Source organism: Mycobacterium sp. ITM-2016-00316, assembly GCF_002968335.2.
Classification (GTDB): Bacteria; Actinomycetota; Actinomycetes; order Mycobacteriales; family Mycobacteriaceae; genus Mycobacterium.
The window spans coordinates 5,307,796-5,323,557 of record NZ_CP134398.1; the positions used below are offsets into that span (position 1 = coordinate 5,307,796).

Genomic DNA, 15,762 nt, shown 5'->3' on the forward strand with positions numbered 1-15,762 from the left:
GCTCACACGGCGACTTCGTCGCGTTGCCGCTGGTCGAGCAGACGCGATACCAGCGCGGCGAACACCAGGCCGATGGTCGTCCACATCACGACCTGGGTGCCCAGCGAGTAGAGCCGGAACTCATAGAGGTCATCGGCCGGGAACGCGCCGAAGATGATGGCACCGGCATCGTCGGTGATCGGACCGGGTGTCTCGGAGATGGTCGGCATGAGCAGGAACACCACGCCCATCGACACGATGTAGTCGGCGGCGCCGAGCAGGGCGGCATTCCAGGCACCGAACTTGGGCGCCAGCTTGCGGGCCAGCAGGACCGACCCGACCAGCAGCGCCGCGGAGAGCACCGTCAGCAACAGATACAACAGGGTGCGCTGCTGAATGGTCTCGTCCAGGCTGACCGCCGGCGGGTTCGGCGGGTACTTCAGGGACGGCACGATCCACAGCGAGATCAGCATGCCGCCGGCCAGCAGCACCCCCGTCGCCCGAGCGGAGAGGCTGGTAATCCGTCCGTAGGCCACACAGAAGAGCACCGCGAGCAGAGCGCCCATGGCGACGCTGAACGCCACCAGCCCGAAGCCGAGACCGATCGTCGACTGCACGGTCCGGGTGATCTCGATGCCACCTCCGGCGCCGTGCTCGTGGGCATGACCACCGTGTTCGATGGCCTCATGGGCTGCGCTGACGCCGTCCTCGAACTCGATGGCACGGTCGATGACCGGCTCGATGAAGATCCAGGACCAGACGAATGCGAGTACGCCGCCGAGGGCGCCGGCCAGCAGGCCGCGCCCGATGATTCGTTTTTCCATCGGTGTTGTTTCTGCTTCCGGCGTCTAGTGGCAGGGGTAGCCGAGCAGATGCCGGGCGTCGTGCACGAATTCGTGGATGACGGTGTTGGCCCCGAAGACCGATGTCGCACCCTGATCCATCCCGACGAAATACAGCACCAGCAGCGCCAGGAAGGCGGTGGCAGACAGCCACACCACCGCGGAGGCGGCGGAGAGGTCGATGGCGCGGACCCGGGCGCCAGGCGCCTTGGGTGCCTCAGCAGAAGTCATATCCGATCCTTTCGGGAATTCGCGTCCCAGGTAGAAAAGCGGTTTGACGGACTTTGGGTCTGACTTTCACAGTGGCGCGACCGTTCTGGGATTACACCAGATTCCGTTGTCCGTCGAGAGCAGTACGGATACTACGCCAAAGCCCCCGGCCGGATGCTCCGGTCGGGGGCTCTGTACGTGTAGCTGCTACTCAGCGGCCGTGGCCGCCAGGTCCGGCTCCTCGGTGGTGACAGCCTTGGGACGTCCGGCGAAGGTGAACTTGGCGTTTTCGCCGGCACCCTCACCGTCCCAGCCCTCGACGTCGACCGTGACGACCTGACCCGGCCCGACCTCGTCGAACAGGATCTTCTCCGAGAGCGCGTCCTCGATCTCACGCTGGATGGTGCGACGCAACGGCCGCGCACCCAACACCGGATCGAAGCCCCGCTTGGCCAGCAGCGACTTCGCCTGCTCGGTCAACTCCATCGTCATGTCCTTGGCGGCGAGCTGCTTGGACACCCGGCCGATCATCAGGTCGACCATCTCGATGATCTCCTGCTGAGTCAGCTGGTGGAAGACGATGATGTCGTCGATACGGTTCAGGAACTCCGGGCGGAAGTGCTTCTTCAGCTCGTCGTTGACCTTGAGCTTCATCCGCTCGTAGTTGTTCTCGCCGCCACCCTGGGTGAAGCCAAGGCCCACGGCCTTAGAAATATCGGATGTCCCCAGGTTGGACGTGAAGATCAGCACGGTGTTCTTGAAGTCGACGGTACGACCCTGCCCGTCGGTCAGGCGACCGTCTTCCAGGACCTGCAACAGGGTGTTGTAGATCTCCTGGTGAGCCTTCTCGATCTCGTCGAAGAGCACCACCGAGAACGGCTTGCGGCGCACCTTCTCGGTGAGCTGGCCGCCCTCTTCGTAGCCGACGTAGCCCGGAGGGGCACCGAAGAGCCGCGACGCGGTGAAGCGGTCGTGGAACTCGCCCATGTCGATCTGGATGAGGGCGTCATCGTCGCCGAACAGGAAGTTGGCCAGCGCCTTGGACAGCTCGGTCTTACCGACACCGGACGGGCCGGCGAAGATGAACGAACCGGACGGGCGCTTCGGGTCCTTCAGGCCGGCGCGGGTACGCCGGATGGCCTTGCTGACCGCCTTGACGGCGTCCTCCTGGCCGATGATGCGCTTGTGCAGCTCATCTTCCATGCGCAGCAGACGCGTGGTCTCGGCCTCGGTGAGCTTGAACACCGGGATACCGGTCCAGTTACCCAGCACCTCGGCGATCTGCTCATCGTCGACCTCGGCCACGACATCGAGATCACCTGAGCGCCATTGCTTCTCACGCTCGGCCCGCTGCGCGACGAGGGTCTTCTCCTTGTCACGAAGGTTGGCGGCCTTCTCGAAGTCCTGCGCGTCGATCGCGGACTCCTTCTCCCGCCGCGCGTCGGCGATCTTCTCGTCGAACTCGCGCAGGTCCGGCGGTGCGGTCATCCGGCGGATACGCATCCGGGCCCCGGCCTCGTCGATCAGGTCGATCGCCTTGTCCGGCAGGAAGCGGTCGTTGATGTAGCGGTCGGCCAGCGTGGCCGCGGCCACCAGCGCACCGTCGGTGATGGACACCCGGTGGTGCGCCTCGTAGCGGTCGCGCAGACCCTTGAGGATCTCGATGGTGTGCTCGACGGTGGGCTCCCCGACCTGCACGGGCTGGAAGCGGCGCTCCAGCGCGGCGTCCTTCTCGATGTACTTGCGGTACTCGTCGAGCGTCGTCGCACCGATGGTCTGCAGCTCACCGCGGGCCAGCTTCGGCTTCAGGATGCTGGCGGCGTCGATCGCGCCCTCGGCGGCACCCGCCCCGACGAGCGTGTGCAGCTCGTCGATGAACAGGATGATGTCGCCGCGGGTGTTGATCTCCTTGAGCACCTTCTTCAGGCGCTCCTCGAAGTCGCCGCGGTAGCGGCTGCCGGCGACCAGCGAGCCGAGGTCGAGGGTATAGAGCTGCTTGTCCTTCAGCGTCTCGGGAACCTCGCCGTGCACGATGGCCTGGGCCAAGCCCTCAACGACGGCGGTCTTACCGACGCCGGGCTCACCGATCAGCACCGGGTTGTTCTTGGTGCGGCGGCTCAGCACCTGCATGACCCGCTCGATTTCCTTCTCGCGGCCGATCACGGGGTCGAGCTTGCCCTCCATGGCCGCGGCGGTCAGGTTACGGCCGAACTGGTCCAGAACCAGCGACGTGGACGGGTTGCCCGCCTCGCCGCCGCGTCCGCCGGTACCGGCCTCGGCCGCTTCCTTGCCTTGGTAACCGGAGAGCAACTGGATGACCTGCTGGCGCACCCGGGTGAGCTCGGCACCCAGTTTCACCAGGACCTGGGCGGCGACGCCCTCGCCCTCACGGATCAGCCCCAGCAGGATGTGCTCGGTGCCGATGTAGTTGTGGCCGAGCTGCAGGGCCTCACGCAGGGAGAGCTCAAGAACCTTCTTGGCGCGCGGCGTGAACGGGATGTGACCCGACGGCGCCTGCTGGCCCTGGCCGATGATCTCTTCGACCTGGCTGCGCACGCCTTCCAGGGAAATGCCCAGCGACTCGAGCGACTTGGCCGCTACGCCCTCACCCTCGTGGATGAGGCCGAGCAGGATGTGCTCGGTGCCGATGTAGTTGTGGTTGAGCATCCGGGCCTCTTCTTGGGCCAGGACGACCACCCGACGGGCACGGTCTGTGAATCTCTCGAACATCGGTTTACCTGCGCTTCCTCACATAGGGCGGCCACGTGCGCTGTACAGGAACTGCACAGGCACCGCACCTGCCGTCCACTGTAGTGGTCGGGGGAAACCCGTGCCCCTCTTGGTGTCGGGCCTTGGTACCGCCGTCTGTGGCATAACGCCCGGCGCACGCCGAACGTTTCCCAAAACGCGCTTCGACGAGTTCGCCGTGAGCGAAGCAGCGGAGCGGCCCGGTCGTGGGCGAAAGAAGAGCTGGCTACCGACCGTTATTTTGCGTGGGTCAATTTATGTCGCGGCGTGGAATGCGTCGATGACCTCGGCCGGAATACGCCCGCGGGTCGACACATTGTGACCGTTGCGCCGCGCCCATTCCCGGATGGCCGCGCTCTGTTCCCTGTCGATCGCGGCGCGGCCGCGACCGGTTCCCGCCGAACGTCCCCGGCGGCGGCCTCCGACGCGGCGGCCGGCCTCCACCCACTGTTTGAGGTCGCCGCGCAGTTTGGCAGCGTTTTTCGAAGAAAGATCGATCTCATAGCTCACACCGTCGAGCGCGAATTCCACGGTCTCATCCGCCGCTGCTTCGCCGTCAAAATCGTCAACCAGTGTGACAGTGACTTTCTTCGCCATATAGCTCACACGACCCTTCTGTGGCCACTCGCAGATTCACCCCGGACCCCTGCAGTAATGCTTGCATACGGATGGAATTCATTCAACAACCACTGGCGGATATGCAGTCAGTTTGAGTGTCTGCGCACAATCGGGAACAAAACGGTCTCTCTAATCGTCAGCCCCGTCAAAGCCATCAAGAGACGGTCAATACCCATTCCGGTACCGGTCGTCGGCGGCATCGCGTACTCCAAAGCGGCGAGGAAATCCTCGTCGAGGCGCATCGCCTCATCGTCGCCGGCGGCGGCCGCAGCGGCCTGCGCGACAAACCGTTCGCGCTGAATCACCGGGTCGATGAGCTCGGAGTATCCGGTGGCCAATTCGAATTTGCGCACATAGAGATCCCACTTCTCGGTGACGCCCGGAATGCTGCGGTGAGCGCGGGTCAGTGGGCTCGTCTCCACCGGGAAGTCACGGACGAAGGTCGGCGCCCACAGCGTTTCTCCGACCGTGTGCTCCCACAGTTCCTCGACCAATTTCCCGTGCCCATAACCGCGGTCGGCGGGAATCTCGATCTCAAGACGTTCGGCGATGGACAACAGATGTGGCAGACCGGTGTCCGGGGTGATCTCTTCACCGAGTGCCACCGACAGCGACGGATACATTTCCAGCGTCTGCCATTCGCCGTCCAAGTCATAGGTACTGCCGTCGGGTAGCTGGACCTCGCGGGTACCAAGGGCCTCATCGGCCACTTCTTGAATCAGTTCACGGGTGACGGTGGCGGAATCGTCATATGTGCCATAGGCCTGATAAGTCTCCAGCATCGCAAATTCCGGAGAATGTGTGGAATCCGCACCCTCGTTGCGAAAGTTCCGGTTCAGCTCGAAAACCTTCTCGAAACCACCGACAAGACAGCGCTTGAGGAACAGCTCGGGCGCGATGCGCAGATACAGGTCGGCGTCGAGGGCATTGGAGTGGGTGATGAACGGCCTGGCCGCCGCGCCGCCGGGCAGGGTCTGCAGCATCGGTGTCTCGACCTCGAGGAACCCCCGGCGCTCCAGCGCCGAACGCACCGCCCGCACGACGGCGATGCGCTGCCGCGCGATGGTGCGCGCCTCGGGCCGGACGATGAGGTCCACGTAGCGCTGCCGCACCCGCGATTCTTCACTCATCTCCTTGTGTGCCACCGGGAGCGGCCGCAACGCCTTGGAGACTATTTGCCAGGAATCTGCCAGCACAGATAGTTCGCCGCGCTTTGAGCTGATGACCTGCCCGTGCGCGAAGACGATGTCGCCGAGGTCGACGTCCGCCTTCCAGGCGTCCAATGACTCCTGGCCCACCTCTGCCAGGCTGACCATCAGCTGCAACTGGGTTCCGTCGCCGTCCTGCAGGGTGGCAAAACACAGCTTTCCGGAGTTGCGGGCGAACACCACCCGAGCCGCGACGCCGACGATATCGCCGGTCTGGGTGTCCACCGGCAGATCCGGGTAGGCCGCCCGCAGTTCGGCCAGCGAATGGGTGCGCGCCACCTGCACCGGGTACGGGTCACGGCCCTCGGCGAGCAGCCGCTCGCGCTTGGCCTGACGGATCCGGTACTGCTCCGGGGTGTCGTCGTGCTCGGGCTGGTTCGGGGCGGCAGGCACGTCAGAAGAACTCACGGACAGCCAGCTTAATCAGCGGCGCCCGCGCTGGTTGTCGCGGTTGCGCTCGAACACCAGCCGCAGCCCCTCCAAGGTCAGGTGTTGGTCGTAGTGCCCGACGGTGCGCAGATCGGGCAGCACCAGCGGAGCGGAGTTCCCGGTCGCGACCACCGCGACATCGCTGCCGCCGAAACCGTCCACATCGGCGCGGATGCGCTCCACCAGTCCGTCCACCAGCGAGGCGAATCCGAACACCGCACCGGCCTGCATGCATTCCACGGTGTTCTTGCCGATCACCGAGCGCGGACGGGTCAACTCCACTCGCCGCAGGGCTGCCGACCTGGCGGCCGCGGCATCGGAGGACACCTGCACTCCCGGTGCGATGGCGCCGCCGAGGAACTCCCCCTTGGCCGACACCACATCGACACAGATGGAGGAACCGAGGTCGACAACGATGGCCGGCGAGTTGTACTTGTGAAAGGCGGCCAGGCAGTTGACGATCCGATCGGCCCCGACTTCCTTGGGGTTGTCCACCAGCAGCGGGATGCCGGTACGGACCCCCGGCTCGATGAGGACCTGTGGCACCGCGGGCCAGTACTGCTCCAGCATCAACCTGATCTCGTGCAACACCGAGGGCACCGTGGACAGCGCCGCCGCACCCGTCAGCCGCTCGACATCGTCACCGACCAGGCCGTCGATGGTGAGCGCCAGTTCGTCGGCGGTCACTTCCGATTCGGTCCGGATCCGCCAGTGCTGCACAACTTTCGCGTTCTCGCCCGTACCGGAGATGAGCCCGACGATGGTGTGTGCGTTACGGACGTCTATGGCGAGCAGCATCAGCGCGGCGACATCAGGCCGGACGCGTCGGCCGGCACGTGGGCGGGGTCGGCGCCCAGATCGATCTGACGGTTCCCGTCGTCGACGAAGACGATCCTGGGCTGGTATTCGCGCGCCTGCGCGTCCTCCATGGTGCCATAGGCGATGAGGATGACCAGATCTCCTGGATGCACCAGATGCGCTGCAGCGCCGTTGATCCCGATCACACCACTGCCACGCTCCCCGGTGATGGCGTAGGTGATCAGCCGGTTGCCGTTGTCGATGTCGACGATGGTGACCTGCTCACCTTCGAGCAGGTCGGCCGCATCCATCAGGTCCGCGTCGATGGTGACCGAACCGACATAGTGCAGGTCGGCCTGGGTCACCGTGGCGCGGTGAATCTTCGATTTCAGCATCGTCCGTAACATCAGTTCCTCCAGGGCAATTCGTGTTCGTCGTACGCGACATCCGGACCGGTGCCCGAGGGCACGCCGATGTCGATGGCGATGTTGTCCAACAGTCGGGTGCCACCGAGGCGAACCGCCACCAGCAGCCGGGCCGCTCCGGTCTGCGGGGCAGGCCCCAGCCAGGTGTTGCGCACCTCCAGATAGTCGACGCTGATCGCCGGGACCTCGTCGAGCACGGACCGGGCCGCGTCCAATGCGGCATCGACGCCCTCGCCTGCGGCGTACATGCCGGCCAGCAGCGCCGACGGTATGGCACAGGCCTGTTCGCGCTGCTCCTGGTCGAGGTAGCGGTTGCGTGAGGACATGGCCAGTCCGTCGGGCTCTCGCACGATTGGCACCCCGACGATGCGTGTGTCGAGGTTCAGGTCGTCAGCCATCTGGCGGATCAACACCAGTTGCTGGTAGTCCTTCTCGCCGAAGAAGGCCCGGTCCGGCCCGACGATCTGCAGCAACTTCATGACGACGGTCAACATGCCGGCGAAATGTGTTGGCCGGGAAGCACCTTCGAGTTCTGCACCGAGGCTCCCCGGGTGCACGCTGGTGCGTGGGCCGGCCGGGTACATATCCGCCGCGGTCGGCGTGAAGGCGATCTGCACCCCCTCTGCCCGCAGTGCCGCGAGATCGTCCTCCAGCGTGCGGGGGTAAGCGTCGAGATCCTCGCCGGCACCGAATTGCAGCGGATTGACGAAGATCGAAACCACCACCACCGCACCGGGAATGCGCTGGGCGTGCCGGACCAGCGTGAGGTGGCCCTCATGCAGCGCGCCCATCGTCGGCACCAGCATGACCCGCCTGCCGGTCCCCCGCAGCGCCCTGGTGACGTCCGCGATATCGGCAGGCCGGGTATAGACATTCAGTTCACCGGCGGCGTAGGCCGGCGGTTTGCGGTCAGTCACTTCTGCCCCGTCCCGGGTGTGGTCAGCACGTCGAACACGTCCTTCGGTGCGTGCGCCCGCTGGGCGGTGCGCAGTGAGTTGGATCGATATGCCTGCGCCAGTTCGGGATCCACCTCACCGAAGGCGCGCAGATGTGCGGCCACCGCGGCCGCGTCACCGCGGGCCACCGGCCCGGTCAGCGCAGCCTGTCCCCGCTGCAGGGCGTTCTCCAGCGAGGCGCGGGCCAGCGGGCCGACGATGCGCTCGGCGAGTCCTCCGGGTGCGTCACCGACGAGTTCCTGACCGAGCAACTCCTGGCCGCGCAACGCGGAGCGCAGCGCCTCGACCGCGTCGAGCACGACGGTGATCAGATGGTTGCCGGCGTGCGCCAGCGCCGAGTGGTACAGCATGCGGGCGTCCTCGCGGACCCGGAATGGTTCACCGCCGATCTCCAGGACCAGCGCCTGACCGATCGCGTAACCGATCTCGTCGAGCGCGGTGACCCCGAAACAGGTGTCGGGCAGCCGGGCGATGTCCTCATCGGAGCCGGTGAAGGTCATGGCGGGATGGATGGCCAGCGGGATGCAACCCTGGGCCGTCAACGGTTCGAGCACGCCGACCCCGTTCATCCCCGAGGTGTGCACCACGATCGTGCCGGGACGCACCGCGTCGGTGGCGGCCAGACCGGAGATCAGCGCCACCAGTTCGGCGTCGGGCACCGCGAGGAGCAGCAGTTCGGCCCGCGCGGCGACGTCCTGCACAGGCAGCACGGCGGTGTCGGGGAGTCTGGCGGCTGCGCGTTCGCGGGACTGGTTGGAGATGGCATTGCAGGCCACCACGACATGTTCGGCGCGCTCGAGCGCGACGCCGAGGGCGGTTCCCACCCGGCCCGCCGAGATGATGCCGACAGTGAGCCGCGCCGGACGGAGTCCGTCGACCATGACAGACGACCTCGCAAATTCAGTCGTGGTAAACGTTGCGGTCCCTTATACGGGTACCGCACGGTCGCAGAGAGCCTAGCTCACTCCTCGCGGCGTCGGCGCCGGCCACCGCCGGTAGGGGTTGCCTGCAGGCGCGAGAGCAGTTCGGAGACCGGCTGACCCCCGGCGTGCTGGCCGCCTTCGGGCTCCGGCTGCTCGGCTGCGCGTTGCAGTTCCTCGGCGCTGCGGTGGCGGGCCGCGGGCGGTGGGGTGGGCGACGGCACCTGCGGTGGGGTGGGCGACGGCACCGGCGGAGCCGGGGGCTCACGGTCCGGCTGGGCAGCCCGGCGGGTCCGCGGCGGCGGCGGACCGGTTTCGCCGGGCACGGCGTGCCGGGAGCGGCGCGGCGGCGGGGTGGATTCGGCGTCCGAGCCGTAGTGGCGGCCACGGCGCTCCGGTGTCTCCGGGGCCGGCTGCTCGGCGCGGGGGGCCGGCTCGGGGGCCGGGGGCGGCTCCCAGGTGGCGGTCGGGGGCGGCGACCACTGCGCGGCGGCCGGCTCCGGGATGGGCGGGGCAGCAGGTGACGGTGGCGGCGGCGGGGACGTGGCCGCGCGGCGCTGCCAGGGTGCGGGCTCCTCAGTGTCCGACGCCCGTCGATGCGCCCCACCGAACAGATCGGGCGCGACCGGCTCGGGCCCGACCGGTTCGGCCGGTGCCCACTGGTATTCCGGGGGGTGCGGTTCAGCCGGCACGTCGATGATCGGGCTTTCCTCGGTGCGCGGTTCGCGCGCAGAGCGGGGTGGTGGTGGGAGAAACTCCGCGCGCACCGGGGTGTCGACGCGGCTGGCGATCACCCGGCCGGCGGGGCGCTCAGTCTCCAGCGCGGGCCGGTGATCCAGGTCGGTGTCGAACAGGATCTCCAGATTGGTGCGCAGCGCGGCGAGTTCGGCCCGCAGTGCGGCCACCTCGTCGGCGGCCTGAGCCCGTAACTCCGCCGACAGCTCGCGGCGCAACTGGGCTTCGACCGCCAATTCGTACTCGCGGCGCGCGGAGATCTCACGATCCAGCTGGAGGTCGTAGACGTATTTCAGGTCGCGCACCTTGGCCTGGTCGAGATCGCTCTGCCGCCGATAGATGAACGAGACGAACGCCGCGGCGACCGCCGCCCACAACGCCAGCACCACGGCGAGTTTGAGCAACTCGACCCGATTGGTGAAGACCAGCACCGTGCTGGCAACGATGGCGAGCACCAGCAACGCCGTCAGCAGGACCCAACCCGGCCTGCGGTTGACGCGTCGAACGCGCACGCCGCGGGACGGATCGGTCATGGGGCGACTGTACCGTTCACAGCTCGCATCGCGTGTCGACCTGCGCGGCGATTCGGCTACTCGGCTGCGGGACTGTACGAGTCGGGCTTGTCGTTCGGCTCATCCGGGGACGTGCAGCAATGCTGCAGCCACAGCCCGGCCGCGAGCAGTGCCAGTGCGCACAGCGCGGCCACCACGGCACCGGCGGTGTCTTCGCCCGCCACCCGCATGGTGCCGCGGCGCGGCACCAGATACGCGAGAACCCCGACCCACCAACCCAGTACCAGCGCGCCGACCCAGGCCGATGCCTTCGCGATCCCCACCGACCGGGCCACGGCCAGCGGATGCAGCCGTCCCGCACCGATGCCGATCTGGCCGTCGGCGATACGCGATCGCACGACGTTTCCCCAGATCGCCTCGGCGATCGCCACCGCCAGCAGGGACAGTCCCGTCCAGAGCGTGATCGGCGGGAACCACCGGTACAGGAAGACGACCAGCAGGTAGCAGACGACGGCGGCGATACCCGTCGCCGCCGCGAGGTCGCGCTTACGGGTCGGTCCCATCAGGCTCGATGTCCCGGGGGATCCAGGCTCAGGTGGGTGGGCCGCACCCCGGCGCGTTCGGCTTGCTCCAGCCGCGCCACCAGCTCGGCCACCGGCGCGCCGGACAGCTCGGCGCCGGCATCGGCGGCCAGCCACGGCACCAGTACGAACGCACGCTGATGGGCGAACGGGTGCGGCAGGGTCAGTTCGGCGTCCTCGGAACGCAATTCGCCTGCCCCGTCGCGACAGGAGACGATGTCGACATCGAGGGTCCGCGGCCCCCAGTGCACCTCGCGCACCCTCTCGGCCGCGGACTCCAGTTGCTGTCCGCGCCGCAACCAGCCGTGGCCGTCACACGCCGGGTCCTCGACGATCAGGACCGCGTTGAGGAAGGCGCCCTGTTCGACGCCACCCCACGCGTCGGTCTCGTAGACCGGCGAGACCGCGACGATCCGGCTGCCCAGCGCCGCCATGCCGTCGACCACCGACTGCAGATGTGCCAACCGGTCGCCCAGGTTCGACCCGATGGACAGCACCGCGGTACTCATGGCGCCAGGCCCCGGCCGCGCCGGGACCGCCGCGCCACCACCGCGACGTCGGAGAAGGTCAGCGGGATCGGCGCGCTGGGCTTGTGCACGACAACTTCCACGGCATGCACGCGCTCATCGGTCATCACGTCCTCGGCGATCTCGGCCGATACCGTCTCGATCAGATTGCGCGGTGGGCCCGCGACGATCGCGGCCGCCCGCTCCGCCAGTGTTCCGTAGTTCAGGGTGTCGGCGAGGTCGTCGGTCGCGGCCGCCGCGTCCAGGTCGATCCACACCGTCACATCGATGACGAAGTCCTGTCCGTCGCGGCGCTCATGGTCAAAGACGCCGTGGTTTCCGCGAACGGTCAACCCGCGCAGTTCGATTCGATCAGCCATTTATCTCTCCCGAGTCGCTTCGCTCCTGCCCGCCGGGCATCTCCCCCGAGTCGCTTCGCCCCTGCCCGCCGGACCACGCGTCCACCACCTTGAGCGCATCGACCGAGGCCTGCACATCGTGTACCCGCACGCCCCACGCGCCGGCCAGAACGGACAACGCGGAGATCACCGCGGTCGCGGTCTCGCGCCCGTCGGCCGGGCGCAACACCGCGTCGGGTCCTGCGAGCAGTGCGCCGAGGAACCGTTTGCGCGACGCCCCGACCAGTACCGGGAATCCGGTCGCCACGAACGTCGGCAGCGCGCGCAACAGTTGCCAGTTGTGTTGCGCGGTCTTGGCGAAACCGAGGCCAGGGTCGATGATCACCTTGCCCGGGTCCACGCCGGCCGCGACCGCGGCGTCCACGCTGCGCAACAGGTCCTCGTGCACCTCGGCGACGACATCGTCGTAGGCGGGCACCTCGTGCGGGGCATCGGCGCGTACCGACCGCCAATGCATCAGCACCCATGGCACATTCGCCTCGGCCAGCACGGCGGCCATATTCGGGTCGGCCCGCCCGCCGGAGACATCGTTGACGATCTGCGCGCCGTTCTCCAGCGCCGCCGCGGCCACCGACGAGTGCATGGTGTCGATGCTGACGGTGACACCCGCGGTGGCCAGATCCCGGATCACGGGCAGCACCCGCGAGCTCTCCAGCTCCGGGGCGACCCGGGTGGCACCCGGGCGCGTCGATTCGCCGCCGACGTCGATGATCGCGGCCCCGGCGGCGACGAGCGCCATCGCCCGTTCCACGGCCCGGTCGCGATCGAGGAAGAGGCCGCCGTCGGAGAACGAGTCCTCGGTGACGTTGACGACACCCATCACCACCGGCACGGTCACTTCCGGAGGATCAGTTCCAGCGCCTCGGACCGTGATGCCTTGTCGGTCTTGAACTGTCCGCGCACCGCCGAGGTGGTGGTCACCGCGCCCGGCTTGCGCACACCGCGCATCGCCATGCACAGGTGCTCGGCCTCGACCACCACGATCGCCCCGCGCGGGTCCAGCTTGCGCATCAGGGCATCGGCGACCTGCGCGGTCAACCGCTCCTGAACCTGCGGGCGTTTCGCATAGAGGTCGACAAGCCTGGCGATCTTCGACAGGCCGGTGACCCGGCCGTCGAGTCCGGGGATGTACCCGACATGGGCCACCCCGTGGAACGACACCAGGTGGTGTTCACAGGTGGAGTACATCGGGATTCCCTTGACCAGCACCAGCTCGTCATGCTGCTCGTCGAAGGTGGTGTTGAGCACCGTGTCGGGATCGGTGTAGAGGCCACCGAAGATCTCCCGGTACGCCCTTGCCACCCGCGCGGGGGTATCCACCAGACCGTGCCGGTCCGGATCCTCGCCGACCGCGATCAACAGCTCGCGGACCGCCGCTTCCGCGCGTTCCTGGTCGAAATTGGCCGGGGTGAAGGCTACCGCTGCGGACAGGTCGTTCCCTGACGTCGCCATCGACGCTCCGTTCTGTTCAGTCACGGTTCCGTGGGGCGTCCGGGCCCTGCTGATCGTTGCCGGGCGAATGCGGGGGCGGCGCGTACTGCGGTGGGTACGGGGGCGGCGGCGGGCCCGGCTGGTGCTGGGGTGGCTGATGCTGGGGTGGGTACCAGCCCTGCGGCGGAGGCGGCGGCTGCTGCGCACCTTCGGGACGCGGGGGCCAGCCCGGCGCGTGCCAGCCGGCCGGCGCGCCGTAGTCCGGCTGTGCCTGACCGTTGGGGGGTGCGCCGTTGGTGCCGTTGGTGCCGGGACCGGCCGCGCCGTTCTGCCCGGCCGCTTCGGCGGCCTTGCTGGCCTCCACGATGGCGCTCTTGTAGGCGGGTTCGGCCACCGGGGGCGGCCACGGCTCGCCGCGTTCGATGGCCAGCTCGCCGGGGGTCTTGATCGGCGGCTTGTCCGACGGGATCCGGCCACCGAAGTCGTTGAAGATGGTGATCCGCGGACGCTTCTTCACCCCGTCGAAGATGGCCTTGAGCTCCTTACGGTGCAAGGTCTCCTTCTCCAGCAGTTCGCCGGCCAGGATGTCGAGCACGTCGCGGTACTCGGTGAGGATCTCCCACGCCTCGGTGTGCGCGGCCTCGATCAGCTTGCGCACCTCGTCGTCGATGATCTGCGCGACCTCGTGGCTGTAGTCCGCCTGGGTCCCCATGGACCGGCCCAGGAACGGATCGCCGTGTTCGGTGCCGTAGCGGACTGCGCCCAGCTTGGCGCTCATGCCGTACTCGGTGACCATGGCGCGGGCGATCTTGGTGGCCTGCTCGATATCGGAGACCGCACCGGTGGTGGGCTCGCGGAACACCAGTTCCTCGGCGGCCCGGCCGCCCATCGCGAACACCAGGCGCGCGACCATCTCCGAGCGGGTCATCAGGCCCTTGTCGTCCTCGGGCACGGCGACGGCGTGGCCGCCGGTGCGCCCGCGCGCCAGGATCGTCACCTTGTAGATCGGCTCGATATCGGGCATCGCCCAGGCCGCCAGCGTGTGGCCGCCCTCGTGGTAGGCGGTGATCTTCTTCTCGTGCTCGCTGATGATGCGGCTCTTGCGGCGCGGACCACCGACGACCCGGTCGACGGCCTCTTCCAGCGCCGCGCCGGTGATGACGGTGCCGTTCTCGCGGGCGGTCAGCAGCGCACCCTCGTTGATGACGTTGGCCAGATCGGCACCGGACATCCCGACGGTGCGCTTGGCCAGGCCCTCCAGATCGGCGTCGCCGGCGATGGGCTTGCCCGCCGAGTGCACCTTGAGAATGGCGCGCCTGCCGGCCAGGTCCGGGTTGGACACCGGGATCTGACGGTCGAACCGACCGGGACGCAGCAGGGCCGGATCCAGGATGTCGGGGCGGTTGGTCGCGGCGATCAGGATGACGCCCTGACGCTCACCGAAACCGTCCATCTCGACCAGCAGCTGGTTCAGCGTCTGCTCACGCTCGTCGTGGCCGCCGCCCAGACCGGCGCCACGCTGACGCCCGACGGCGTCGATCTCGTCGACGAAGATGATGCAGGGACTGTTCTGCTTGGCCTGCTCGAACAGGTCACGCACCCGGGAGGCGCCGACGCCGACGAACATCTCGACGAAGTCCGAGCCGGAAATCGTGAAGAACGGAACGCCGGCCTCACCGGCGACGGCGCGGGCCAGCAGCGTCTTACCGGTTCCGGGCGGGCCGAACAGCAGCACGCCCTTGGGGATCTTCGCGCCGAGCGCCTGGTAGCGGCTCGGGTTCTGCAGGAAGTCCTTGATCTCGTAGAGCTCTTCGACCGCTTCATCGGCGCCGGCCACATCCGCGAAGGTGGTCTTGGGCATGTCCTTGGACAGCTGCTTGGCCTTGGACTTGCCGAAACCGAAGCCCATCCGGCCACCGGACTGCATGCGGGAGAACATCACGAACAGGCCGACCAGCAGCAGCAGCGGCAACATGTAGATGAGCAGGGTGCCCAGCACGCTGCCCTGGTTGACCACCGTGTTGATCGTGGCGTTCTTGGCGCTCAACGCGTCGAACAGCTGCACACCGACACCGGTCGGGTACTTGGTGAGGATTTTGTCGCTGTTCTCGGTGTCGCCGTTGCCCGACTTCAGCTCGAGCCGGAGCTGCTGCTCACGGTCGTCGATCTGGGCGCTCTTGACGTTGTCCGCGTTGATCTGGGCCATCGCCACCGAGGTGTCGACCGGCTTGAATCCGCGGGTGTCGTCGCTGAAGTAGAAGAAGGACCAACCCAGCAGCAGCACGACGGCTATCGCCGACAGCGTGCGGATGACGTTTTTACGGTTCATCGATATCTCCGGCCTGCATGGGTGCGGCCGGCCCGGTCCTTCCGATAAGCGCAGTTGGAAAACTCAAGGCTACCGCTTGACCAACGATCAGAAGTTCCCCGCCCGGGATGCTCGCC

16 protein-coding genes are annotated in these 15,762 nt (G+C 67.5%); all 16 read right to left on the bottom strand.

Translation table 11 applies throughout. From position 1 onward, the window contains the following. Positions 1-2 precede the first annotated feature (2 nt). The 16 genes from C6A86_RS25725 to ftsH all read right to left on the bottom strand — a co-directional run bounded on the left by C6A86_RS25725 (position 3) and on the right by ftsH (position 15,646). Positions 3-803, bottom strand: coding sequence for a CbtA family protein (locus tag C6A86_RS25725; protein WP_105362822.1), 801 nt, complete (start codon positions 801-803; stop codon positions 3-5). Positions 804-827: 24 nt separating this feature from the next. Beyond that, on the bottom strand, positions 828-1,052 hold the full coding sequence (locus C6A86_RS25730; protein WP_105362821.1) for a CbtB-domain containing protein: 225 nt from the start codon (positions 1,050-1,052) through the stop codon (positions 828-830). Positions 1,053-1,238: 186 nt separating this feature from the next. Then, complete coding sequence (clpC1, locus tag C6A86_RS25735) at positions 1,239-3,761, bottom strand: ATP-dependent protease ATP-binding subunit ClpC (protein ID WP_105362820.1); 2,523 nt, start codon at positions 3,759-3,761, stop codon at positions 1,239-1,241. 273 nt (positions 3,762-4,034) lie between these two features. Beyond that, positions 4,035-4,376 carry a histone-like nucleoid-structuring protein Lsr2 gene (gene lsr2, locus C6A86_RS25740; RefSeq protein WP_068002031.1) on the bottom strand — a complete coding sequence of 114 codons (342 nt, stop codon included), beginning with the start codon at positions 4,374-4,376 and terminating at the stop codon, positions 4,035-4,037. Between the two features lie 107 nt (positions 4,377-4,483). Next, positions 4,484-5,998: a lysine--tRNA ligase gene (gene lysS / locus C6A86_RS25745; protein WP_105362819.1), complete on the bottom strand. Its 1,515-nt coding sequence runs from the start codon at positions 5,996-5,998 to the stop codon at positions 4,484-4,486. Between the two features lie 30 nt (positions 5,999-6,028). Then, the gene (locus C6A86_RS25750; RefSeq protein WP_105362818.1) at positions 6,029-6,832 is read right to left on the bottom strand and encodes a type III pantothenate kinase; all 804 of its coding nucleotides are present in this window, start codon (positions 6,830-6,832) and stop codon (positions 6,029-6,031) included. Next, positions 6,832-7,239, bottom strand: coding sequence for an aspartate 1-decarboxylase (panD, locus tag C6A86_RS25755; protein ID WP_105362817.1), 408 nt, complete (start codon positions 7,237-7,239; stop codon positions 6,832-6,834). Before panD ends, C6A86_RS25750 begins: the two co-directional genes overlap by 1 nt. Beyond that, positions 7,239-8,174 (bottom strand): pantoate--beta-alanine ligase, encoded by a 936-nt coding sequence (gene panC, locus C6A86_RS25760; RefSeq protein ID WP_105362816.1) that lies wholly within the window; start codon positions 8,172-8,174, stop codon positions 7,239-7,241. The genes panD and panC overlap by 1 nt, the downstream gene beginning before the upstream one ends. Beyond that, a complete protein-coding gene (locus C6A86_RS25765) occupies positions 8,171-9,094 on the bottom strand; it encodes a Rossmann-like and DUF2520 domain-containing protein (protein WP_105362815.1) in 924 nt (307 codons plus the stop codon). Before C6A86_RS25765 ends, panC begins: the two co-directional genes overlap by 4 nt. Positions 9,095-9,174: 80 nt before the next feature. Then, positions 9,175-10,401, bottom strand: a complete 1,227-nt coding sequence (locus tag C6A86_RS25770) for a DUF6779 domain-containing protein (RefSeq protein ID WP_311100919.1) — start codon at positions 10,399-10,401, stop codon at positions 9,175-9,177. Positions 10,402-10,457: 56 nt separating this feature from the next. After that, on the bottom strand, positions 10,458-10,943 hold the full coding sequence (locus tag C6A86_RS25775) for a DUF3180 domain-containing protein (RefSeq protein ID WP_311100920.1): 486 nt from the start codon (positions 10,941-10,943) through the stop codon (positions 10,458-10,460). Further along, on the bottom strand, positions 10,943-11,470 hold the full coding sequence (gene folK, locus C6A86_RS25780; RefSeq protein WP_105361439.1) for a 2-amino-4-hydroxy-6-hydroxymethyldihydropteridine diphosphokinase: 528 nt from the start codon (positions 11,468-11,470) through the stop codon (positions 10,943-10,945). The genes C6A86_RS25775 and folK overlap by 1 nt, the downstream gene beginning before the upstream one ends. Then, a complete protein-coding gene (gene folB, locus C6A86_RS25785) occupies positions 11,467-11,847 on the bottom strand; it encodes a dihydroneopterin aldolase (RefSeq protein WP_105361440.1) in 381 nt (126 codons plus the stop codon). Before folB ends, folK begins: the two co-directional genes overlap by 4 nt. Beyond that, on the bottom strand, positions 11,840-12,706 hold the full coding sequence (gene folP, locus C6A86_RS25790; RefSeq protein ID WP_105361441.1) for a dihydropteroate synthase: 867 nt from the start codon (positions 12,704-12,706) through the stop codon (positions 11,840-11,842). The genes folB and folP overlap by 8 nt, the downstream gene beginning before the upstream one ends. Positions 12,707-12,720: 14 nt before the next feature. Next, positions 12,721-13,338 (bottom strand): GTP cyclohydrolase I FolE, encoded by a 618-nt coding sequence (folE, locus tag C6A86_RS25795; protein WP_105361442.1) that lies wholly within the window; start codon positions 13,336-13,338, stop codon positions 12,721-12,723. A gap of 16 nt (positions 13,339-13,354) precedes the next feature. Continuing rightward, a complete protein-coding gene (gene ftsH / locus C6A86_RS25800) occupies positions 13,355-15,646 on the bottom strand; it encodes an ATP-dependent zinc metalloprotease FtsH (protein WP_311100921.1) in 2,292 nt (763 codons plus the stop codon). Between the last annotated feature and the right edge of the window lie 116 nt (positions 15,647-15,762).

Bases quoted from the DNA above. Each gene is read 5' to 3' on its own strand.
- C6A86_RS25725 (WP_105362822.1), bottom strand. From the start codon at position 803: ATGGAAAAACGAATCATCGGGCGCGGCCTGCTGGCCGGCGCCCTCGGC.
- C6A86_RS25730 (WP_105362821.1), bottom strand. From the start codon at position 1,052: ATGACTTCTGCTGAGGCACCCAAGGCGCCTGGCGCCCGGGTCCGCGCC.
- clpC1 (WP_105362820.1), bottom strand. From the start codon at position 3,761: ATGTTCGAGAGATTCACAGACCGTGCCCGTCGGGTGGTCGTCCTGGCC.
- lsr2 (WP_068002031.1), bottom strand. From the start codon at position 4,376: ATGGCGAAGAAAGTCACTGTCACACTGGTTGACGATTTTGACGGCGAA.
- C6A86_RS25750 (WP_105362818.1), bottom strand. From the start codon at position 6,832: ATGCTGCTCGCCATAGACGTCCGTAACGCACACACCATCGTCGGGCTC.
- panD (WP_105362817.1), bottom strand. From the start codon at position 7,239: ATGTTACGGACGATGCTGAAATCGAAGATTCACCGCGCCACGGTGACC.
- C6A86_RS25765 (WP_105362815.1), bottom strand. From the start codon at position 9,094: ATGGTCGACGGACTCCGTCCGGCGCGGCTCACTGTCGGCATCATCTCG.
- C6A86_RS25770 (WP_311100919.1), bottom strand. From the start codon at position 10,401: ATGACCGATCCGTCCCGCGGCGTGCGCGTTCGACGCGTCAACCGCAGG.
- C6A86_RS25775 (WP_311100920.1), bottom strand. From the start codon at position 10,943: ATGGGACCGACCCGTAAGCGCGACCTCGCGGCGGCGACGGGTATCGCC.
- folK (WP_105361439.1), bottom strand. From the start codon at position 11,470: ATGAGTACCGCGGTGCTGTCCATCGGGTCGAACCTGGGCGACCGGTTG.
- folB (WP_105361440.1), bottom strand. From the start codon at position 11,847: ATGGCTGATCGAATCGAACTGCGCGGGTTGACCGTTCGCGGAAACCAC.
- folP (WP_105361441.1), bottom strand. From the start codon at position 12,706: ATGGGTGTCGTCAACGTCACCGAGGACTCGTTCTCCGACGGCGGCCTC.
- folE (WP_105361442.1), bottom strand. From the start codon at position 13,338: ATGGCGACGTCAGGGAACGACCTGTCCGCAGCGGTAGCCTTCACCCCG.
- ftsH (WP_311100921.1), bottom strand. From the start codon at position 15,646: ATGAACCGTAAAAACGTCATCCGCACGCTGTCGGCGATAGCCGTCGTG.